Below are 21,608 nucleotides of genomic sequence, written 5' to 3' on the forward strand. Positions count from 1 at the left end.
CCTCCTCTTAACAGGTCGTCCCCGGACGGGACTTTGCCTTTATACCATAGTGGCCTCTCAACATACTATTGAGAAGCCACCGTGTTACCTATGGTAGCGGTGACTGGATTCGAACCAGTGACGCCACGGGTATGAACCGTGTGCTCTAACCAACTGAGCTACACCGCCGGATGGAGCCTGCAACCAGACTTGAACTGGTGACCTCTTCGTTACCAACGAAGTGCTCTACCGACTGAGCTATACAGGCACTTGACGGGTGGGAGCTATAGGATTCGAACCTATGTAGGCAGAGCCAACGGGTTTACAGCCCGTCCCCATTAACCACTCGGGCAAACTCCCAATCGTTCAAGTATCCGCAGGTCCTTTGGTCTTTTGGACCGCCGCCCCCGCGAACGAAGAAGATAATACGATGCCACCTTGGGGGCTGTCAACGAAAACCTCTAGATACACGGTGCCGGGCGTATCTATATAGCCGTGACCTGCGGTTTTATTGAGTTTGGATATGAAGGACAGTGGTTTTGGATACTAAGGTGACGTTTCCCAAGGTAACACTTTGCTGTAGTGGAGTACACCTTCAGTATCGAACTTCGATACCAGCTTATTTGCACCTATATATAGGTCGAGATCGGGGCTGCCCAGACAGAAGATTGCTCTTCCCAGGCAAAATCGAGCGTGGATTTTCTTCCGTTTGAAATCGAGCGTGGATAATCTCCCACTTTGCCGTGCCATCGAATCCAAAGTGGCAGATTATCCACGCTCATTCACTAGGCGGAAGATTTTCCACGCTCGTGTGTCCGATAATCCACGCTCGATGAGGACGATCAGCCCCACCCCGGCTTCCGTCTCGATCTGTAACAGTAAGAGGGTTATTCCTCCCCTATCTGTTACAGATCGAGATGTTTCCCGCTCAACCCGTCTTAACGTCTCAATCCGTAACAGCTAGAACGGTTTTCAGCCTCTTCGTGTTACAAATCGAGATGTTATCGGCCGTCCCTTGGCAATGTCTCGATCTGTAACTATAAGGAGGGTCTTCAGCCCACTCGTGTTACGGATCGAGACAAACCTGAAGCTTGGTTGGCGCTAAACACGCTGACTTATCGACATAAAAGAAACGGGCCCTGTCCCACAAGGGAACAGAACCCGAAACTCTCATGGAGCCAGTGACAGGAATCGAACCTGCAACCCACTGATTACAAATCAGTTGCGCTACCGTTGCGCCACACTGGCACACTTGGCGCTTTCGCGCGAAGCCAGTTAAGAATAAAGGAATTGCGGACGGGGTGCAACAGACCCTTTGACCGACCACATCTCAAAACCCTTCGTCAGAACGAATAGTTTTATCCGTTCGCCAAAACCAAAAACTATTCGTTTTGACGATGCCAAGCCGCAACCCATTGATTATAAACTAGTTGGTTGGTCAATCGAGAAAGCAGCTCCCCATAGAAGGTTTCCTACCTCCCGCGCAGGGCCTTGAGCTTGGCCAAGGCCTCGGGGCTCAAGCGGCTGCCCAGGGTCATCTTGATCTGCGGGGCCTCCTCGGCCTCGTGAACGTCGTTGTCAATCTGCTTGATCTCGTCCACCAGCATGCGGCTCGAGATACGCGTGACACCCTTGCCCATGACGACGGCTTGAATTGTGCCGTCACTCGACACCACGGAGCACGCGCGGCCCTCCTCACGTGCCTCGATGCAGAGCTTCTGCACCACGGTATCGGCAGAGACGCCCGTCGGCGAAAACTCGATGCGCACGCCGCGAGCCGGCAGGTTGGGGCGCTCGCTGGAGATATTGCCCGCGCCGTCGAACACGATCACGGCCTCGTAGCGGCCCTGGGCAAAGGCGGCGACGTCGTTGATGAGGGCGGTGCGCGCCATATCGTGAACGTCGCTGGAATACGGATCGTCGGAATGGTCGTATACGAGCTTTTCGTAGCGCGGCGTGCAGTGGATCACGTTGTAACCGTCGACCACCAGCAGCTCGGGCTTATTGGAAAGCACCGTCGAGACCGGATCGGCGATGGCCTGCGCAAACGCATTGCCGCCCACACCATAGGTCGCGGCCGAAACAATCGGCTTGGCCGAGCCTTCGCCAAAACGCTTGGCCTTGGACTTGGCGCGGTTCTTCTTGGACATGCGCTACTCCTCCCCCATGAGCTCGCCGGCGTTGCGACGTAACCACTCAAAGCATAGCGCCGTCGTTGCCTGGGCAACGTTGAGGCTCTCGGTCATGCCGCGCTGGGGAAGCTTGGTCAAAAAGTCGCATTTCTCGAGCACCAGGCGCGAGATGCCGTCGCCCTCGGAGCCCATGACGAGAGCCACACGGCCCTCGAAGGGAGCATCCCAGCAACTGCCTTCGGCGTGCTCGGAGGCACCGCCCACCCAAAAGCCAGCGGCCTTGAGGTCGTCGAGTGCACGGGCGATATTTGGAACCTGCGCGATAGGCAGATGCATGACGGCGCCGGCTGAGGTCTTGTAGCTGCCCACGGTCACGCCGGCGGCACGCTTGTTGGCGATGACGACGCCGGCCGCGCCCACAACCTCGGCGGAGCGCACGATGGCGCCAAAGTTGCCGTCGTCGGTCACATGGTCGAGCACGATGACGAGCGCCGGACCGTCGCCCGCGCGGTCGAGGATATCGGCGACATCGGCATAGGGGAAGTTGCCCACCTCGAGCGCAATGCCCTGGTGAGCGCCATGGCTCGACAGCGCATCGAGCTGCGCGCGCGGCACATACTTAATGCGGACGCCCGCGGCGTTGAGGTCATCGACCAGACGAGACAGGGCGGCATCGCGCTCGCCGCCCTCGGCGATGAGCGCGCACTTGACGGGAAAGCCGGTACGCAGCGCCTCGGCGGCAGCACGGCGGCCTTCGATAAACTCGCCCTTGGAGACCTGAACGTTGTCACGGTTGCGATCTCGCTGCGGACGCGCAGCCTGGGCTTGGGAGCGCTCGCGCTGGCCCTTGGGAGCGGCAGCGCGGTCGTTGCGGCGAATCGGACGCGAGCCAGAAGCGGCCTGCTTGCCGCCACGAGGTGCACGCTTGCGATTGTCGGCCATAAAGCGGCCTCCTTTAAATACTTTTCAAACAGGACAAAAGAAGCGACCGCTTAAGACGAATAGCTCAAGCGGTCGGTACGGGTTTTCCAAGTGCCCGAGATTGCCGTGAAAGAGGAGCGACGCGTACTTGAGTACGCGAGCGACGGTTTGAACGGCAAGGTCGGGTGCTTGGGAAACCCGCGGGGATTAGAGAGATTTGATACGGGTGCCGGCGGCGGTATCCTCAATGGTGAGGCCCAGGTCCTTGAGCTGGTCGCGGATGGCGTCAGCCAGATCCCAGTTCTTGGCGGCACGGGCCTCGGCGCGGGCCTCGAGAATCTTGGCAGCGGCCTCGTCCACGTCGTCGCCCGTGTAGGCGACCAGACCGGCGGCAACGCCCAGCAGACCCAGCGGCAGCTCGACCTTGGGCTCGGGAAGCTCGACGCCAAACGTATCGAGCAGCTCGGCCAGCGTGTCGGCGGCGGCAAGCGCGGCGGTCTTGCCGGCAGCGTCGCCCGCCTGCTCCAGGTACTGGTTGCACTCGGTGACAAAGCCAAAGACGGCACCCATGGCACCAGCGGTGTTAAAGTCGTCGTCCATGCACTCCTTAAAGGTGGCGCGGGTCTCGGCGGCCTTGGCGGCAAACGCCTCGGCGGCAGCCGCATCGGCATCGGCCGTCGCGTGGTTCGCAGCCCAGCGCAGGTTCTCGACCGTACCGGCGATACGCGTGAGCGAGTTCTCGGCACCCTCCAGGCGCTCCCAAGAAAAGTCGAGCGGTGAGCGATAGCTCGTCTGCAGCATCAGCAAACGCAGGGCGGCAGCGGAGTGCTGCTCGAGGACCTCGGCCAGCGTAAAGAAGTTACCAAGCGACTTGGACATCTTCTCGCCGTCGACCAGCAGCATGCCCGTGTGCATCCAGGTGTTGGAGAAGCCCTGGTGCCAGGCGCAGGTGGCCTGAGCGCACTCGTTCTCGTGATGCGGGAAGGCAAGATCGGAGCCGCCGCCGTGGATGTCGATCGGAGTACCCAGGTAGCGATGCACCATGGCGGCGCACTCGGTGTGCCAACCGGGACGGCCCTCGCCCCAGGGGCTCGGCCAGCTGGGCTCGCCGGGCTTGGCGGCCTTCCACAGGGCAAAGTCGAGCGGGTCGTTCTTGTCCTCGTTCTCCTCGATGCGCGCGCCAACCATAAGGTCGTCGATGTTGCGGCCCGAGACCTGACCATAGTTGGGATCGCTGCGCACGGCAAAGTACACATCGCCGTTATCGGCTGCGTAAGCGTGGCCCTGCTCGATAAGCGTCTTGATCATGGCGATCATGGGGCCGATCTCCTTGGTGGCGCGGGGGCGCACATCGGGATCGAGCACGTTGGCGGCGCGCATGACGCCGATGAACTTGTCCGAGAACTCCGTCGCGACCTCGGCGGCAGTGCGGCCCTGCTCGTTGGCGCGCTTGATGATCTTGTCATCGACATCGGTGAGGTTCTGGGCGAACGTGACCTCGTAGCCGCTCGCGATGAGCCAGCGACGAATCACGTCAAAGCTGATGAACGTGCGGGCATTGCCGATGTGGATGTTGTCGTAGACCGTGGGGCCGCACACGTACATGCGGACCTTGCCGGACTCGATGGGCTGGAACTCTTCCTTTTTATGGGTAGCGCTGTTGTAGATACGCATTCGTTACTCCTTAACGGTTTTCTGTAGCAGGCAGACGGCCCAGGCGCCGATTCCCTCGCCCTGGCCTTCCCAACCGAGCTTTTCGGTCGTAGTGGCGGCGACGCCCACGTTTTCGACGTCAACGCCCAGGGCATGGGCAAGGTTGGCACGCATGGCATCGCGGTGCGGGGTGATCTTAGGCTGCTGGCAGGCAATGGTGCAATCGGCATCGACAAACTCGAAGCCCAGCTCGCGCGCGTAGTCCATCACGCGAGCGAGCAGCACCATCGAATCGGCACCCTCATAGGCGGGGTCGGTATCGGGGAATAGCTTGCCAATGTCTCCCCCACGGCAGGCGCCCAGAATGGCGTCGGCCAAGGCGTGCGCGAGCACATCGGCATCCGAGTGGCCCAGCAGGCCGCGCTCGTAGGGAATGTCGACACCGCCGATGATACATCGACGCCCCTCCACCAGACGGTGAACGTCGTAGCCATGGCCAATGCGCAGGTTACTGAACATGGGGAAGGTCCTCTCCCTCGGCCATACGGCCAAGCAGAATCGCGGTTACGGGACGCAAGTCCTCGGGCACCGTCACCTTAAGGTTATCGCGCGGGCTCTGGACGCAGCGGACGCGCCCACCCATGCGCTCGACCAGCGACGAATCATCGGTGCCGATAAAGCCCTCGGCAATGGCTGCAGCGTGGGCGCGCTTCATAGCATCGACGCTAAAGATCTGCGGCGTCTGCGCAGCCCAATAAAGCTCACGCGGCGGCGTCTCGACGATGTTATCGCCGTCGACGATCTTGAGTGTGTCGATCGCGGGTTGACCGCACACGACACCGTCGAGCGAGCGGTCGCCCACAAGCACGTCGATCGCATGATCGATGGCCTCGGTCGTGATGAGCGGACGAGCGCCATCGTGAATGGCGACGTATTCAAAGCCCGCCGGCACCGCGTGCACGCCGGCACGGGTGGAGTCCTGGCGGGTATCGCCGGCATCGGCAAAACTGATGGGCGTGTCATAGTCAAACGGGTCGATGGCCAGGCGGCGCATCTCGGCACGGCGCTCGGCAGGGCAAACCACGACGATGTGGCCGACCTTATCGCTACGGTCAAACGCGCGGATGGACCAGCTCATAAGCGGACGGCCCGCTACATTGACGAGCTGCTTGCCGCCGGGGTTACCAAAGCGCTGGCCGCTGCCACCGGCAACGACCACGGCGCATACGGGCGCCATTATGCGTTCCCCTGTTTGGTGCCCTTCATGCGGTACAGGGAGTCCGCAAGAATGGCAGGGTTGTTAACGCCAAAGTCGCCCAGGCGCTCCGGATCCTCGCTGATGTCATCCATGAGCTCCTGCAGCGAGCCGTACTCGTCGACAATCTTCTCGGCCACGCCGTCGCGCACGACGGACACGCGCGAAAGCGTGCGCAGGCCCAGCGGCGTCATGACGGAGTCCTCGTCCAGGTCGTCATAGCCCAGAACCGCCGCCACATGCTGCGGGTCGGACAGGTCCTTAGGCGTCATGCGGCTCAGCTCGGCGCGAATCTTCTCGGCGTTTGCCTCGGAGGAATCGCTTGCGTAGTCGCGGATCATCAAGTCGTATTCGGTATCCATGCTGGAGCCCGCGAGCTGCTCGAGCTGCATCTGCACGAGCTTGCCCTGGTTACCCAGCTTGACGATGCAATCCTTAAGCTCGGTCTTTGCCTGTTGCATGATCTCGAAACTCGAGAAGATGCCGGTGATGTCGGCGAGCGTGACGTAGTCGTCGAGCTCAAGGGCCGTCAGGCGCAGCAGGGAGCGATCGAGCGACTGACGGGTAGTCTGGAGCGTGGCGACGAGCTGGTTGACCGAGCTCATGATGGTGGTGACGGGCTGGATCTCGTAGCTCTTGCCGTGAACGTACACGTTAACGACGGCGCGACGGGCCGAGACCGAGATCACGATGGCATCGGTGAGCACCGACATGCGAGCGGCAGTACGGTGACGCATGCCCGTCTCACTCGTGGCGAGCGAGGGATCGGGATTGAGGTGGAAGTTGGCGCGCAGGATCTGGGTGAGGTCGCCATCGATAACGATGGCGCCGTCCATCTTGGAAAGCTCGAACAGGCGGTTCGAGGTAAACGAAATGTTGAGCGGGAAGCCGTCGTTACCGGCAGCGAGCACGTTTTCGGTGTCGCCGACGCAGATAAGGGCGCCCAGGTGACCGGCGATGATCATGTCGAGGGCGGTGCGGATCGGCTGACCAGGTGCCGTCAGGCGGATGGCCTGTTCCATACGCTTTTGCAGCTCGTTCTTATCCAAGGCATCGCTCCCATCGTATACGCTCCATAAACGCTAAATAGTTTCTCACGGTTTGTCCCTGCGGCGCTTGCGAAATCCGATGCTTACAGAATGAGCGAACACAGCTGAGAGCCCAACCCAAATCAGCTGTTCATGTGGTAGCATCGGGATTCGCATAAATGAGGGAGTAGTCGCGTGACCGGATTCGCCTCCGGTGGCGCGGTAAGTCAACACACTGGCCGATGCGGCCTGGCTTGCCTTAATGAACGAGACTCGTGGCTGTGCGCGCAACGCGTACGCCACGGGTCTTTTTTATTACTCCCTCAAGAGGTACACGCGGGCCCGCCCGCAGAGAGGGAGCCAGACTATGGGACTCGCAGAGCTCGTGTTGCTCGCCGTTGGCCTTTCGATGGACGCCTTTGCCGTTTCCATCTGCAAAGGTCTCGGCATGAAAAAGATCAACCTTAAAGTCGCCGTGGCGCTCGGCCTGTTCTTTGGCGGCTTTCAGGCCGGCATGCCCGTAATCGGATGGGCGCTTGGCAGCCAGTTTATGGGCATCGTCGGCCCCATCGACCACTGGATCGCCTTTATCCTGCTCGCCTTCATCGGCGGCAAAATGCTGTGGGAAGCCTTTACCGAAGACGAGGATGAAGACGACGGCAAGGATGCCGAAAAGATTGACCTGGTCGAGTACCTGATCCTCGCTATCGCCACCTCAATCGACGCCCTAGCCGTGGGCATCTCATTTGCCGCGCTCTCGGTCGACATCGTGCCCGCTGTATCGCTTATAGGCATCACAACGTTTATCTTCTCCGTCGCCGGCGTGGCGATTGGCCACACCTTTGGCGCGCGCTACGAAAAACCCGCCACCATCGTGGGCGGCGTCGTGCTCGTCCTCATCGGGCTTAAGATCTTGCTTGAGCATCTGGGGATCCTCGCACTGTAACGAATAACGGCCGCCCGGCATTACGCCAGGCGGCCGTTTTCATAGCCAGCCGTAATAGAGCGGCTTAACCAAGGCGACCTTTACGCGGCAAGGCGCTTGAGGACGTCGATGAGCAGCTCGTAGAAGCGCTCGGCAGAAGCGAGCTCCATGCTCTCGTCCGGGGTATGGACATCGGAGAGCGTCGGGCCCACGGCGATGGCGTCCAGGCCGTGCAGAGCCTCGGCAAACAGGCCGCACTCAAGGCCGGCGTGAATGGACTCGATGCGCAGCTCGGAGCCAAAGAGCTCTCGATAGCTCTCGACAAAGACTTCGCGGACCGGCGAATGCTCGGCATAGCTCCAGCCGGGATACTCAAACTCAAACTTGGCGTCGAAGCCCAGGACATCGGCCAGCGTCTGCAGGCGGTCCTTGAACTCGTTCTGCAGCGAGGTGATCGAGGAGCGCGGGGACAGCATGATCTTGACCTCGTCGTCAGAAGTGGCAACCACACCGATGTTGGAGGAAACCTCGACAGAACCGTCGGTGGCGACGTTGCGGCGAATCACGCCGTTAGGGGCAAGACGCAGGGCGCGGATGAGGGCAAGCGCGGACTTCTGGTCCATGGCCTCGACCTCGGCGTCATCGGCAATCTCGACGGTGCAAGTAAAGCCGGGGTCGAAGACCTCGAGCTCGGCAGTGACGTCGGAGATGATGCCACGGGCGATCTCGGCCGCGGCCTCGGCGGCAGCGTGATCGGCATAGACCAGAACGGCCTTGCACTCACGGTTGATGGCGTTGTCCTTGGTGCCGCCGTTGAAGCTGACGATGGCGGGCTCACCGGCAACCATCAGGCGGTCGATGATGCGGGCCATGATGAGGTTGCCGTTGCCGCGCTCCAGGTGGATATCGCTGCCGGAGTGACCGCCCAGCAGGCCGGAGATGTCGAGCGTGAGGGTGCTACCGGTCTTGTGCTCGCGCGCGATCGGGCAGGTGTAGGTAACGACGACGCCGCCGGCGCAGCTGACGGTGGCAACGCCCTCTTCCTCGGAGTCAAGGTTAATCATGGTGCGGGCGCTGATCTGGGACTTGTCGAGCGTCTCGGCGCCAACCAGGCCGGTCTCCTCGTCGGTGGTGAACACGCACTCGAGGGCCGGATGGGCAATCGAATCGTCGTTGAGCACAGTAAGCATAAGCGCGACGGCGATACCATTGTCGGCGCCCAGGGTGGTGCCGTTGGCGGTAAGGACGCCGTCCTTGACGACCAGGTCGATACCATCGGTCGTAAAGTCGTGCTCAACGGAGCCCAACTTGTCGCACACCATATCGATGTGGCCCTGCAGCATCACGGTCGGGGCATTCTCGGCGCCGGCAGATGCGGGCTTGCGAATGATGACGTTGTAGACCTCGTCCTGATACACATCGAGGCCGCGCTCCTTGGCAAACGCGACCAGGAAATCGCTGATGCCCTTCTCGTTGCCAGACCCACGGGGAATCGCGCTGACCTCCTCAAAGAAATGGAACAGCTGGGCGGGCTCGTAGCCGGTAATCTTGTAGTCCATGGTGCCTCCTTGGCGCAACTGGTTAGACAGTAAGACATGCGCCTTGTATATTCCCAGACTTTGCGTGCATAAACCAGTCGAAAACGCCGAGCGCCCTCGCATCATCGGCTAACGGTGGACCGTATAGCGTAACGGTCACAGCTTCCGCAGCTCTACAAATCGAGGCGCCCTTTCCGGAGCGCCTCGATTGCGCGTATCAAATTGTCGCCACGCCCTACAGCGCGCCGGAACCGGCTTGCATCATGCCGCCGGGGCCCGAGGTCACGCCGCTCACGGGCGCGGCGTTGCCGGTGTGCGGTGCCGCCGGGGCGGTATCGCCGCCGAGCGTGCCCGCCGGACGCGGTGCCGGGATCTCGCCCGTGCCGTGGCTAAAGACAAACTTGCCATCGGCCACGTCGCACAGGACGGTATCGCCCTCGTCCCACTCGCCGGCCAGAAGCTCCTCGGACAGCGGGTCCTCGATGAGCTTTTGGATGGCACGACGCAGCGGACGCGCACCGTTGGTGAGGTCGGTACCCTCGGCCACGATCTTGTCGTACGCCGCATCGGTGAGCTTGATGTTCATGCCGTTGGCAATCAGGCGCTGACGCAGGTCGTCCACCAGCAGGTGCGCGATCTTGGTCAGGTTCTCGCCCGAAAGCTTCTGGAACACCACAATGTCGTCGATACGGTTGAGCAGCTCGGGGCGGAACAGGCGCTTGAGCTCGCCCATCGCGCGGCCGCGGATCTCACTCGAGGTGAGGCCCTGCTCGCCGGTGGTGCAAAAGCCAACGCTCGCATCCTGCGCGATCTCGCGGGCGCCCACGTTGGACGTCATGATGATCACGGTATTGCGGAAGTCGACCGTCTTGCCCTGGCTATCAGTCAGGCGACCCTCCTCCAGCACCTGCAACAAAATGTTGAAGATGTCGGGGTGCGCCTTCTCGATCTCGTCGAACAGCACGACCGAGTACGGGTGACGACGAACGGCCTTGGTAAGCTGACCGCCCTCGTCGTGGCCCACGTAACCCGGAGGGCTACCGATAAGCTTGGAGACCTCGAACTCGCTGCCGAACTCCGACATGTCGAAGCTGATGAGCGCGTCCTTACTGCCAAAGAGGTACTCGGCGAGCGTCTTGGCGAGCTCGGTCTTGCCTGTGCCGGTGGGACCAAGGAAGATAAAGCTACCACCGGGACGACGCGGGTCCTTGAGCGGCGAGCGGCTGCGGCGCACGGCCTTGGCGACGGCCTCGACGGCCTCGTCCTGGCCGATAATGCGGGTCTTGAGCACGCTTTCGGTCTGCAGCAGGCGACGGCTCTCGCTCTCGGTGAGCGAGGAAACCGGCACGCCAGAGGTCACGGACACGATGTCGGCAATCTGACTCACGTCGATGGTGAGCGGGCTGGCGTCGAGCTCGGCGGTCCAGGCGGCCTTGGCCTCGGCGAGCTCAATCTCGGCGGCCTTCTGCTGCTCGGTGATCTCGGCGGCCTTGTTCATGTCGTCGCTCTCGGTGGCCTCCTGCGCGGCGGCCTTGAGCTCCTCTATGCGATGCTCGGCCTCGCGCACCGGCTCGGGCGCACGATTCGCGGCGATGCGAGCGCGGGCACCGGCCTCGTCGATGAGGTCGATGGCCTTATCGGGCAGGAAGCGATCCTGGATGTAGCGGTTGGAAAGGTTCGCGGCAGCCTCGATAGCGCCCTGCGTGTAGCGCACATGGTGGTGCTCCTCGTAGCGCGGCTTAAGCGCGGTCAGGATCTTGACGGTGTCCTCGACGCTCGGCTCCTCGACATCGATAGTCTGGAAGCGACGCTCGAAGGCTGGGTCTTTGGTGAGGTACTTGCGGAATTCCTCGGCCGTGGTGGCGCCAATAATCTGGAAGGCACCGCGTGCAAGCACGGGCTTGAGCATGGAGCTCGCGTCGATGGAGCCCTCGGCAGAACCGGCACCGATGATGGTGTGCATCTCGTCAATAAACAGGATGACGTCGTCAGCCTCGGTGGCCTCCTGGATCACGTTCTTGAGGCGCTCCTCAAACTCACCGCGATACTTGGCGCCCGCAACGAGGCCCGGCAGGTCGAGCGTCCAGATGTTCTGGTTCATGAGGTTCTCGGGCACGTTGCCGGCAGCGATCTGCTGCGCCAGGCCCTCGACGATGGCCGTTTTGCCCACGCCGGGATCGCCCAGGATAAGCGGGTTGTTCTTGGTGCGGCGCGAAAGGATCTCCATCATGCGCTGGACTTCCTTTTCGCGGCCAATCACGGGATCGAGCTCGCCGTCGCGCGCCTTTTGAGTGAGGTTGGTGGCGAACTGCTTGAGCGTGTCGGTGCCGCTCCCCTTTTGCTGAGAGGCATCCGAGCCGCTAAAGAACGGCAGGCCCGCACCGGGACGACCAGCACCGGCGCCGGCGAGCGGACGCTTCTTGTCCTGGTCCTTGGCGGTGAGTTTCTCGATAGCCTTTTTGATGGAGGCGGACGACACACCCAGGCGCATGAGGATGTCCATGGCCATGCCGTTGCCCTCTTCGACGATACCGATGAGCAGGTGCTCGGTCGACACGTAGGTCTGGTTGTTCTCACGCGCCACGCGGAATGAACGCTCCATCACGCTAATGACGAGCGGCGTAAAGGCGAGCTTGGCCGCCTCGGTCTCCTCACTGGGCTCGGGAACCGTGGTCTGGACCTCCTTGAGGGTGTCCATGATGTCGTCGTAGGAGATATCAAGCGAGCGCAGCGCCTCGGCAGCGATGCCCTCGTCCTCCTTGGCGAGTGCGAGCAGCAGGTGCTCGGTGCCCACCTTATTTGAGTGCAGATCGAGCGCCTCCTGTTTGGCCATCGACATGACCTTGCGCGCTCGATCGGTAAATCTATCTAACATGCTCGTTTCCTTACATGAGTTCATCGAAATCAAAACGCCCGCCCGTCGGCGGCGCTTTTGTCTCTTTACCCACAGGTTGTCTATGTTAACAGCTGGAGGAATATCTATAAACCCGGCTCACATGAATGCAGGTTATGACCGCATCGCGGGACTCACCGCGCGATGCGCGACAGGCGCCCCGCAAGAGAAACCCTAGGCGTCTTTCACCACGTCGGGACTCGTCGCACGCGATGCGCGATAGGCATCGGCCTCCTTGGAGACGCGTTCGAGCAGCTCGGATGTATCGACGCCCTCGACTTGCGCGACCGTTTCCACCGTCTGCATGGCGACCGCCCTCAGGTACGCGCACGCGCTGTCCCCCGGCTGCTCGAGGTCTATCTCCTCGCCGCCCTCCCGGGCAAAGCCGACCGCCATCACAAAGCCCATGATGCCCGAGACCAGAAAGCCCACCGCAAAGCTCGAATCTGCCTTGAGCTCTTCTCCGTCGGGGTGGACGATCTCTCTCACGCGGTCGATGATGATCGTATGGATGCCCTGCACGACCTGCTCGGCGGCACCCGCCCTCATGGTGATGACGATGCGCCGCAGCAGGCAGCGGACGTCGCGCCGGTCGAACGCCGAAAGGTCGCCCTCGCTCGAAAAATGCCAGAGGGCATCGGTGATGAGCTCGTTATCCTGCAGCAGCTGGGCTATGGCGATGGCGACGAGTTCATCGAAATCGTGAAAATAGTAGTAAAACGTTCCGCGATTGCACTGGGCGGCGCGGGTCACCTCGCCAACCGACAGCTCGAAGATGCTGTTGTTCTCGATGAGCTCCCAAAACGCCTCGATGATACGGGTGCGTGCATCGGGCGCATCGGCGTCCTTACGCGGTCTCGCCATGCGCCTCACCGCACCCCTGCGCCTTGGCGTTCATGATGAGCATCTGAAGACGGTTCTCCACGTTGGCGAAGCTCACGTCGGGATCGTAGTCGAGCGGCAGGAACTGCGCCGTGGGATACTGCTCCTTGAGCGCATGGATGAGCCCGCGCCCCACGACATGGTTGGGCAGACACCCGAACGGCTGCAGGATCACGAAGTTGCGGCAGCCGCGCTTGGCGTGCTCGAGAATCTCCGCCGGAATCAGCACGCCCTCGCCCGCATCGAACGTATGGTGCAGGATCTTATCGCTCGCGCGCACGAGCTCGGGCATGCGCGTCGGCGGCTCGTAGAGCGGGCTCGCCGCGCCCAGGCGGTCGCAACGGTCGTGCGCGAGCTCGAACAGGTTGTCCGCCGTGGCGTACCAGGCCTTTTCGGGCAGCGACAGGTCGACGTGGAACTCGCGCGACTGCGCATGCTTGTAGAAATAGGTCTTGCGGATCACGTCGGTCATGCGCGCCTCGATGACCTCGAGCCCGTTGTCCTCGAGGTAGCGCTCGATCTCGTGGTTGGCGCCGAGATGGAAATTGAGCAGGTACTCGCCCACGATGAGAACGGTCGGATGCGGGTTCGAGCGGTCGTACGGAACGGCGTCCATGATCGCAAGCGCGCGTTTGAAGCCCGTCGCCTGGCCTCTCAGCCCGGAGCGCTCCATGCCCTCGATAACCTCATCGAGCGCGCGGTCGAACGCAGCGTCCGCCGCGCCCTTCTCGAGCTCGCAGGGACGGATGCGCCTAAGCATGGCCTCGAGGGCATCGATTATGGGAAGACCGTAGGCGATCTGGATGCTCGGGCCAAGGCCGAGCTTGAAGCCCGGATGCGCATTGTGGGCATCGACGTCGTCGTTGGTGAGCACCGGGACATAGTCGTATCCCGCGTCGTCGAGCGCGCGGCGCAGCAGGGGCATGTAGTGCGTCAGGCGGCAGTCGCCGATATACTTGCCAGTCACCACGGCGACGTCGTGCGGGTCGTACTTACCGCTCTCGAGTGCCGCGAGCGCCTCGCCGATCACGATTTGCGCGGGGAAGCAGATGTCGTTGTGCACATAGCGTTTGCCCAGGCGGATGGCATCCTCGCGCCCGATATCAAGGGCCTCGGCGCGCACGCCCTGATTGCGCATCGCCGCGGTCATGAGCCTGCAGAACGCATGGGAGGTGTTGGGGACCAGCGCGATCTTGTCGTGCCGGTCGCGCTTGGTGTACTTGACCTTATACGGGTCGTCGAGCGGATGGACCGCGTGCACCCGGGCGCCCTCGGCACGCTCCTCCGCGCGACGACGGTTGACCGACTCGATAAACGAACGCACGCGAATGCCCATGGGACCGGCGACGTCGCTCTCATCGAGCTTGATCATCATCGGAACCTTGGAGCCCATCTCGCCCATCATGCGCGCGATCTCGTCGGTGAGATACGCATCGTGGCCGCAGCCGAAGCTGCCCATCTGCACGAGCTCGAGCTCGGGCGTCGATGCGACGATGACCGCGCACGACAGCATGCGCGCATGGTAGTTGTTCACGATGTCGATGCGGCTGTTGGAAAGGTCGACGTTGCAGACCCCCGGCACCGCATCGGGCGTCAGCACGGGGATGCCGCGCTCAGAGAAGAGCTTGGGCAGCCCGTGGTTGACCAGCGGGTCGTTGTGGTACGGGCGCGAAGCGATCACCACCGCGTAGCCGCCGTCCTCGCGCAGGTTCTCGAGCACCTGCCTGCCGCGCAGCTGCAGCTGGTTCTCAAACGTCTGCTGCGCGCGGTCCGCCTGCTCGGTCGCCTTGGCAACCAGGTCGGCATCGATATCGAAGGTCTCCTTGCACCACGCCTTGAGCTGGCGGTTTCGGTCGCCCTCGTCGTACCAGTGGAACAGCGGCGTATCGAACGGAACGCCGAAACGCTCCTCCGGGTTATCGGAATTGCGCATCACGTAGGGGTATCCCTTTACGACGGCGCACATCCACTCGCTGGTAGAGGCGGTGTTTTCGGTGGGCACCGTCGTGATGATGGGCATGAAGATGCGGTCGACGCCGGCGTCGACGAGATTGCGGATGTGCCCGTGGACGAGCTTGGCCGGGAAGCACACGGTGTCGGATGTGACGTGCGCCAGACCGCGCTCGTACATCGCCTTGGTGCTGCGTCCCGAGACGCGCACCTTAAAGCCGAGCGTGCTGAAGAACGTCGACCAGAACGGCATGGTGTCCCAGAACTCGAGCACACGGGGAATGCCGATCGTGACATCGCGCCCCCCGCAGACGAGAACCGTGGGGTACGACTCGAACAGCAGCTTCTCGCGGTCGACAAAGAGATTGGGGGCAGCCGCGGTCCGGTCGCGCCCCGTGCCGGGCGCCTGTGCCTCGCAAGCACCCTGCGGACGCAGCTCCTCCGCCGCGGGAACCTTGCGCACGAGCTCATCCCATGAGATGGCGCCGCCGCGCGGGCAGCGATTGCCCGTGACGTAAAGCGAGCCGTCGCCAAATGCCACGACCGCGCGCTGGCAGCGGTTGTTGCACCGACGGCAGGTAACGCCGCCGAACTCGCGATGCTCGAAGCGCTCCACGGCATCGAGCCCGATAAACGACGTGCCGGCGTCGCCCTTGCGGCATTCCTCGCGCGCGAGCAGGGCGATACCGATAGCGCCCATCAGCCCCGGGTGGGGCGCACGCGTGACGGGTTTGCCCAGATACTGCTCGAATGCGCGCAGCACCGCGTCGTTTCGGAACGTGCCGCCCTGGACGACGACTTTGTCGCCCAGACGGTTGAGATTTGAAACGCGAATGACCTTGGTGAACACGTTCTCGATAATCGAACGGCAGAGACCGGCCATGATGTCGCCCGGACCCTTACCGCGCCGCTGCTCGGAAACGACGCTGCTGTTCATGAACACCGTGCAGCGGCTGCCGAGAACGGCGGGGGCTTTGGACGAAAATGCCTCGGTCGCGATATCCTCAACGGCTATTCCGAGGTTTTTGGCAAAACCCTCGAGGAACGAGCCGCAGCCCGCAGAGCACGCCTCGTTGACGACGATATCGGTCAGCACGCCGTGGTTGAGCCAGATGGCCTTCATATCCTGTCCGCCGATGTCGAGCACGAAGGTCGCATCGGGAACGCATGCGCACGCGGCGCGGGCGTGCGCGACCGTCTCGACCGTATGGTAGTCGGCGTGGAACGCGCGCGCGAAAAGCTCCTCGCCGTATCCCGTGGTGCCCACGGCATCGATCGCAAGCGTGACTCCCGCTGTCTCCCAGCGGTTCTTCAAGCTGACAAGACCCTGTTGGGCGACGTCGAGCGGTCTGCCGTTATTAGACGCGTAGAACGAATCGACAAGCTCACCCGCCTCATCGACCAGGGCGAACTTGGTCGTCGTGCTCCCCGAATCGATACCGAGCGCCACACGCACCGTCTCTCCGGGCGCATACGCATCCGGACCCTTTGCCGGCGTCTCTTTGCCATGGCGTGCCGTAAAATCCGCCTGCTCGGCAGGTGTGGCAAAAAAGGGCTGGGCAAGACGTCCCTCCCCGCTTGCGGGCGCGACCGTCTCGAGCTTATCCAGCCGGACAAAAGCGTCGGGAAGGTCGATCGGTTGGGACGATGCGAACATGTCGGTCAGCGACAGGGCGGCACCGCGCGCGACCATGATCTGCGGATCGCGCGGGACGATAACCTGATCGTCCGATAGATTCAGTTGCTCCCGGAACACGCGGACCAGTGTGGGGTTGTAGGCGAGCGTACCGCCCTCGAAGATTACCGGCGGCTCGATGTCGATACCCTGGGCCAGACCGCCGATCGTTTGGCGGGCGACCGCGTGAAGCGCCGAAAGCGCCAGGTCGGTGGTAGGAATGCCCTCGTTGAGCAGCGGCTGGATATCGGTCTTTGCGTACACGCCGCAGCGGCCCGAGACCTCGTGGACGGTCGTTCCCCGGCTTGCGAGCTGCTCGAACTCGCCCGATTCGGTGCCGACCCCCATGAGCTTTGCCATCTCGTCGATAAATGCACCGGTACCGCCTGCGCACGAGCCGTTCATGCGCATGTCGGCAACCTCGATGTCTCCCTTATCGTTGGTGCGGAAGAAGATCATCTTGGCGTCTTGGCCGCCCAGCTCGATGGCGCAGCGCGTCTGCGGATAGAACCTGCTGATCGCGAGCGCGTTGGCGACCACCTCCTGAACGTACGAGGCGCCCAGCGCGGTCGCGATATCGCGCGCACCCGAGCCGGTCACCGCAACGCGCAGTGACTCATGGGGAAAGCGCTCGGCGAGCTCGCCGAGCATGGCGCGCACGCTCGCTGTCTGACACGCCCCGTGGCGGCGATATCCCCACCACGCCTCGGTCATATCCTCGTGCATCGCGTAAACTTTGGTCGTCGTCGACCCTACGTCCAGTCCTACTAGCAACGCCATAATGCTCCGTCTCTCGCATTTTTCCCGCTAGAGATATACCACTCTACGTAATACAACAGACTGTTGTATTTAAACTCCGTATAAAAAGCGGCTGCCGAAACGCTTCAGCAGCCGCCGAATGCACCAACAGATTGTTCTGCGCGCTAGCACGTCGGGCAACGGAGCAGCACGGGCCCTCCGGTCATGCGCACCGCTCACGCCCGCGATGTCGCCGAGAGAGCTATCCACGCTTAGGGCTCCAACCAAGCAAGTCGCCCGCGCTCAGCAGATCCCTAAGCGAGCTACTCGCACTCAGGAGCCATAGCCTGCTCCAAGAGCTCGGCATGCTCCTCCTCGAAAACCGTCCCCACAGGGAAGGCGCGACGGAAGACGAAGCGGGAAATCGGACCGGCTACCAAAAGGTTCCACGGCAGCGCCATCACAAAATTATGCGGGATGTTGATCATCCAGATCGCGGGCACGGAATACAGGTTCGCAAGGATGCCGCCGGGCATGTGCGTCAGACCCTCACAGGCACCGTACAGCGACATGATGATGACCATGGGAACGACCATGCAGGAGCTGACGGCGAGCGTCATGGCAAGTGGCGAGCTCTTGCCCGGCGTGACCAAGTACTTAAAGGCGAAACCCTTGGCGAGCGGGCTGGCGACGAACCAGTCGCAGCACATGGCAAAAATGTAGGCAACGGGGAAGCCGAGCCACGCAGCGGCAACGACCTCGCCGTTGATGGCCCCGTGCTGCAGGGCAACGTTGTAGATGCTCATCCAGAGCACCATGCAAAAGCACATGATAAAGGTGAACAGCAGGCTCTCTCGTTTGTTGATAGGCATAAAGGGCAAAATCCTTTCTGTGTTACGCCGCGGCACCACGCAACAAAAACGGGCGGGCAAGATGGAGCTGTTGGGACTTCATCTCGCCCGCCCGTGGTACGTGCGTCTGCGACTACTTATGTGGTGGAACTACCCTAACACGAACGGCGCGCGCTTCGTAAGCGTTGAGTTTGTGAAGATACACGGTAAAAACGATCCTTGGGGACGGGGGCCGGTCTTCGAGGAGGACCAGGAGCCGCGTCGGCGATAGACCAAAGGTGTCGTATGCGGCTTTCCCTTATTCTTTATATATCCCTCTAGGCAGCATTGCCCATCTCTGAACCATCCTTCACGCATAAATAAGCCTAAACAAGTCTGATGCGGGGCGAGTTCGTTATGGCATTCTCCTTCTGCGGACAGCGCTACTTGATAAGTTCGCTCTTCTTCTTGTCGAACTCCTCTTGGGTGATAACCCCCTTCTCAAGGAGCTCCTTGTACTTCAGGAGAGTATCGGCATCTCCGCCCCTCTTGTCGGGGAGCACTGCCGCCACGATTACACCGATTAAACCCGTGATAAGCCCGAGAAGGGCAAAGGCGCTGTAGCTGTAGCCCTTCTTGCTCGCGATATTGCCGGACGCGATGGCACAGACAGCCAACGGAACGAGAATGATAATGAATTCAGGACCCTTCAGTCCAAACATGTAGACCTCCACAATACAGAGTGATTTTTTGAATTCTATAAGTATGATGGGGAAATATCTCTTGGACACATGCTGAGAAAATGGCACTTCACAGAGTGAACTCATGCATCCTGTATTTGTTGCTCAACAAATACAGCAGACGGCTTCATATGCTTATGTCAATAAAACCGAACGGAAGGGGACTCATAAACCAGACTGAGGACAGAATGAAGAGACTGAAGGAGCCTCGCGATAAGGGGTTTATCTACCAGGTTGAATTCGATGCCCAGTTGGAGAGGATATTGGGCAGCGGCGAGTGGTCTGCCAAGAAGACTGACAAGGGGTTTAAGTGCAACATGTCGTCGGCAGACAAAGAGCGAGGATACAGTCTCAAGCTAATTTAACCGAGGACCGCAGGAAACTAGGATTCTTTCCCCCCTAATCAATCGGATAGGAGGGCCTTAATCGCCAATGCGCCAGACCCAAGACCATCCCCAGCGACCAGTCGTTTAAGAACGTCACCAACGACTACGAAAACCCTGCGCTTCGTAAGCGTTGAGTTTATGAAGATGCAGGGCACCGATAATCCCCCGACCCCATAAGTTGCGGTGGAATACGGACTGTTTTGACCCTTTAAGCAGCAATTCAGTCCCTATTTCACCGCAACTCATTTGGTGCAAAGTAACCTGTCCCCCTTGCACCAATTAGCTGGTGTGGCGCCAGCGAGGGTCGGTGAGCGTACGCGCCACACCCAGCCCAACGGGCAGAAACGCTACGATGAGCACTGCGCGCACAAACCAGCCGAGCATATTGACTGTGTCGAAGGTGCACATGTAATACATAGAGCGATAGAGATACAGACCGGGCACCATAATGACAATCGAAGGCACCGTGAGGGCGATGCGCGGGTAGGTGAGCTTGACTTCGGCCAAGCTTGCCAGCAGACCCGATACCAGCGCGCCGATAAACGCTGCTGCCTCGGGAGGCATTCCCGTGCTGAGGCCCAGGAAGGGAATCATCGTCGGCGCATCGACAAGGGTCAGACGCAGGGTATTGGACACGGCGCCGATCAACCCAGCTGCCGCGGCCATCTTTACCGGGCTGTTGAACATCACCGAGAAGCCGAATACGCCAACAAAGCTCATCACCACGCGCAGGAGCGTAAGAGCAAGCGGCGAAAGGCCGAGCGGCGCAAAGTCGTCCGGCGCCAGGCCAACACACTCGGCAACCATCCAACCTACGAGCGTCGCCATCACAATAATCGATACGGCATATGACAGACGTTCGATACCGCTTCGCATGTCGAGCTTAGCGATGTCGAGACCTGCCGTAATGAGCGGAAAGCCAGGGATGACAAAGAGCATCGCGCCGATATAGCCTTCTTGGTGCGACATTGCCCCCGGTATGACCTGGCCAAGGCCGAGCAATGCCAGCAGATACGAAACACAAGCGAGCGCAACACCGGTCGTCAGCGCGCTGAACTGACCAAGGCTTTGCTTGAGAATATGGGAGCGGGCAAAGTTGCCGACACCCGCGCCCACGAACGCGCATGCCATCTCAATAGGACCGCCACCAAGTAAAAAGACAAAGGCGCCACAGGCGCAGGCCGCCGCAAGGCCCTGTTGCCAAGGCGCGTAATCAGGTTTTGAACTCTCAACGGTCTTGAGCATCTCGTGATACTCATGCACCGTAAAACGGCGACCATATGTCTCGATTTCCTTTAGGAAGCTCTCCATCATCCAAATGCGTTGGGTATTGACGCCCGTTGTGGGCAAGCTGACAACCTCATTAAAGCAGTGACCATCTTCGATGCAAGTACACTCAAACGACAGGAGACTTAAGTCAACGTGGATGGTCACACCGAGTACGGCGGCGACGCGATTCATGGTATCGCGCACGCGCCAGGCACCCGTTCCGCTCGCGAGCATAAGCATACCGGTGCGGCAGATGATGGATGATTTATCGGTGAGCGGCGCATCGACGGCAAGTTCATCGCCTGCCGTCACGATCTGGTGCCAGTCAGTTTTCATATGGAGCGCGCCGGCACGAACGCCGTGGTGCATGGGGGCTCTCGAAAGCAGCGAGTTAAGGCGCGAAGACTGTGGGGACTCCGTTGATTCGTCCTCAACCTCATCAGTCTCTTCATCGACCAGATCAAATGAGTCAAGCGATGCCGGCTCGCGACGATCGATTAGCTCCTCATCCTCATCATCAAAGTAATTGAACTGATCGAGCATGTCCTCTTCGATTGCACGCTCGCTCGCGTCGTCCATACAGGCGCTCCTTTCCTACCGACTAACCCCCATCCTAGGCAGCAACGGCTAAAGGAAACATAAAAGAGACGACTATCAAAACAAGGACTGTCCCCAACTGCCGGCAGAAAAGGAACGTCCCCAAGTGCCAACCACGGCAATGCCGATGCTTTGGTAACGACAGACACTATGACCCAATCCAGGGGCACGGAAACGACAGGAGCCCCCGCTCGTGACCGCGGGTCGGGGCTGCGAC

Annotated in this window: 14 protein-coding genes and 4 tRNA genes; 1 reads left to right on the forward strand and 17 read right to left on the reverse strand. The window is 61.0% G+C overall.

Features of this window, described 5'->3' with window-relative positions; translation table 11 throughout:
• Nucleotides 1–91: 91 nt before the first annotated feature.
• From I2G40_RS05805 to disA, 10 genes are all read right to left on the reverse strand, one after another.
• A tRNA-Met gene (locus I2G40_RS05805) sits at nt 92–168 on the reverse strand.
• Between the two features lie 3 nt (nt 169–171).
• Nucleotides 172–247 (reverse strand) — tRNA-Thr (locus I2G40_RS05810).
• 10 nt (nt 248–257) lie between these two features.
• A tRNA-Tyr gene (locus I2G40_RS05815) sits at nt 258–339 on the reverse strand.
• 813 nt (nt 340–1,152) lie between these two features.
• A tRNA-Thr gene (locus tag I2G40_RS05820) sits at nt 1,153–1,227 on the reverse strand.
• Nucleotides 1,228–1,451: 224 nt separating this feature from the next.
• Nucleotides 1,452–2,129 carry an NYN domain-containing protein gene (locus I2G40_RS05825; protein ID WP_195544457.1) on the reverse strand — a complete coding sequence of 226 codons (678 nt, stop codon included), beginning with the start codon at nt 2,127–2,129 and terminating at the stop codon, nt 1,452–1,454.
• 3 nt (nt 2,130–2,132) lie between these two features.
• Entirely contained in the window at nt 2,133–3,053 is a 921-nt protein-coding gene (gene rlmB / locus I2G40_RS05830) for a 23S rRNA (guanosine(2251)-2'-O)-methyltransferase RlmB (protein ID WP_195544458.1), read from the reverse strand.
• 186 nt (nt 3,054–3,239) lie between these two features.
• Nucleotides 3,240–4,706 carry a cysteine--tRNA ligase gene (gene cysS, locus I2G40_RS05835; RefSeq protein WP_195544459.1) on the reverse strand — a complete coding sequence of 489 codons (1,467 nt, stop codon included), beginning with the start codon at nt 4,704–4,706 and terminating at the stop codon, nt 3,240–3,242.
• 3 nt (nt 4,707–4,709) lie between these two features.
• Complete coding sequence (gene ispF / locus I2G40_RS05840; protein ID WP_006234975.1) at nt 4,710–5,204, reverse strand: 2-C-methyl-D-erythritol 2,4-cyclodiphosphate synthase; 495 nt, start codon at nt 5,202–5,204, stop codon at nt 4,710–4,712.
• Entirely contained in the window at nt 5,194–5,922 is a 729-nt protein-coding gene (gene ispD / locus I2G40_RS05845; protein ID WP_022093924.1) for a 2-C-methyl-D-erythritol 4-phosphate cytidylyltransferase, read from the reverse strand. Before ispD ends, ispF begins: the two co-directional genes overlap by 11 nt.
• The gene (gene disA, locus I2G40_RS05850; protein WP_369796797.1) at nt 5,922–6,962 is read right to left on the reverse strand and encodes a DNA integrity scanning diadenylate cyclase DisA; all 1,041 of its coding nucleotides are present in this window, start codon (nt 6,960–6,962) and stop codon (nt 5,922–5,924) included. Before disA ends, ispD begins: the two co-directional genes overlap by 1 nt.
• A 373-nt stretch (nt 6,963–7,335) precedes the next feature.
• On the opposite strand from disA, the gene I2G40_RS05855 reads away from it, so the two are divergent.
• Nucleotides 7,336–7,914: a manganese efflux pump MntP gene (locus tag I2G40_RS05855; RefSeq protein WP_195544460.1), complete on the forward strand. Its 579-nt coding sequence runs from the start codon at nt 7,336–7,338 to the stop codon at nt 7,912–7,914.
• 80 nt (nt 7,915–7,994) lie between these two features.
• Here I2G40_RS05855 and I2G40_RS05860 read toward each other — a convergent pair whose 3' ends face one another.
• The 7 genes from I2G40_RS05860 to I2G40_RS05890 form a co-directional block, all read right to left on the reverse strand.
• Complete coding sequence (locus I2G40_RS05860; RefSeq protein ID WP_195544461.1) at nt 7,995–9,452, reverse strand: aminoacyl-histidine dipeptidase; 1,458 nt, start codon at nt 9,450–9,452, stop codon at nt 7,995–7,997.
• A 214-nt stretch (nt 9,453–9,666) separates the two neighbouring features.
• Complete coding sequence (locus I2G40_RS05865) at nt 9,667–12,306, reverse strand: ATP-dependent Clp protease ATP-binding subunit (protein WP_195544462.1); 2,640 nt, start codon at nt 12,304–12,306, stop codon at nt 9,667–9,669.
• Nucleotides 12,307–12,498: 192 nt separating this feature from the next.
• Nucleotides 12,499–13,188, reverse strand: coding sequence for a TetR/AcrR family transcriptional regulator (locus tag I2G40_RS05870; protein WP_055309426.1), 690 nt, complete (start codon nt 13,186–13,188; stop codon nt 12,499–12,501).
• A complete protein-coding gene (locus tag I2G40_RS05875; RefSeq protein ID WP_195544463.1) occupies nt 13,172–17,611 on the reverse strand; it encodes an acyl-CoA dehydratase activase in 4,440 nt (1,479 codons plus the stop codon). The genes I2G40_RS05870 and I2G40_RS05875 overlap by 17 nt, the downstream gene beginning before the upstream one ends.
• A 281-nt stretch (nt 17,612–17,892) precedes the next feature.
• A complete protein-coding gene (locus I2G40_RS05880; protein ID WP_195544464.1) occupies nt 17,893–18,441 on the reverse strand; it encodes a DUF2798 domain-containing protein in 549 nt (182 codons plus the stop codon).
• Nucleotides 18,442–18,842: 401 nt separating this feature from the next.
• A complete protein-coding gene (locus I2G40_RS05885) occupies nt 18,843–19,121 on the reverse strand; it encodes an SHOCT domain-containing protein (RefSeq protein ID WP_229090677.1) in 279 nt (92 codons plus the stop codon).
• Between the two features lie 683 nt (nt 19,122–19,804).
• The gene (locus tag I2G40_RS05890) at nt 19,805–21,373 is read right to left on the reverse strand and encodes a threonine/serine exporter family protein (protein WP_229090678.1); all 1,569 of its coding nucleotides are present in this window, start codon (nt 21,371–21,373) and stop codon (nt 19,805–19,807) included.
• Between the last annotated feature and the right edge of the window lie 235 nt (nt 21,374–21,608).

This window comes from Collinsella aerofaciens (genome assembly GCF_015558785.1).
Classification (GTDB): domain Bacteria; phylum Actinomycetota; class Coriobacteriia; order Coriobacteriales; family Coriobacteriaceae; genus Collinsella; species Collinsella aerofaciens_P.

What these genes read in the sequence shown, in the direction of transcription:
- I2G40_RS05825 (WP_195544457.1), bottom strand. Translation starts at nt 2,129, where the DNA reads ATGTCCAAGAAGAACCGCGCCAAGTCCAAGGCCAAGCGTTTTGGCGAA.
- rlmB (WP_195544458.1), bottom strand. Translation starts at nt 3,053, where the DNA reads ATGGCCGACAATCGCAAGCGTGCACCTCGTGGCGGCAAGCAGGCCGCT.
- cysS (WP_195544459.1), bottom strand. Translation starts at nt 4,706, where the DNA reads ATGCGTATCTACAACAGCGCTACCCATAAAAAGGAAGAGTTCCAGCCC.
- ispF (WP_006234975.1), bottom strand. Translation starts at nt 5,204, where the DNA reads ATGTTCAGTAACCTGCGCATTGGCCATGGCTACGACGTTCACCGTCTG.
- ispD (WP_022093924.1), bottom strand. Translation starts at nt 5,922, where the DNA reads ATGGCGCCCGTATGCGCCGTGGTCGTTGCCGGTGGCAGCGGCCAGCGC.
- disA (WP_369796797.1), bottom strand. Translation starts at nt 6,962, where the DNA reads ATGGAACAGGCCATCCGCCTGACGGCACCTGGTCAGCCGATCCGCACC.
- I2G40_RS05855 (WP_195544460.1), top strand. Translation starts at nt 7,336, where the DNA reads ATGGGACTCGCAGAGCTCGTGTTGCTCGCCGTTGGCCTTTCGATGGAC.
- I2G40_RS05860 (WP_195544461.1), bottom strand. Translation starts at nt 9,452, where the DNA reads ATGGACTACAAGATTACCGGCTACGAGCCCGCCCAGCTGTTCCATTTC.
- I2G40_RS05865 (WP_195544462.1), bottom strand. Translation starts at nt 12,306, where the DNA reads ATGTTAGATAGATTTACCGATCGAGCGCGCAAGGTCATGTCGATGGCC.
- I2G40_RS05870 (WP_055309426.1), bottom strand. Translation starts at nt 13,188, where the DNA reads ATGGCGAGACCGCGTAAGGACGCCGATGCGCCCGATGCACGCACCCGT.
- I2G40_RS05875 (WP_195544463.1), bottom strand. Translation starts at nt 17,611, where the DNA reads ATGGCGTTGCTAGTAGGACTGGACGTAGGGTCGACGACGACCAAAGTT.
- I2G40_RS05880 (WP_195544464.1), bottom strand. Translation starts at nt 18,441, where the DNA reads ATGCCTATCAACAAACGAGAGAGCCTGCTGTTCACCTTTATCATGTGC.
- I2G40_RS05885 (WP_229090677.1), bottom strand. Translation starts at nt 19,121, where the DNA reads ATGTTTGGACTGAAGGGTCCTGAATTCATTATCATTCTCGTTCCGTTG.
- I2G40_RS05890 (WP_229090678.1), bottom strand. Translation starts at nt 21,373, where the DNA reads ATGGACGACGCGAGCGAGCGTGCAATCGAAGAGGACATGCTCGATCAG.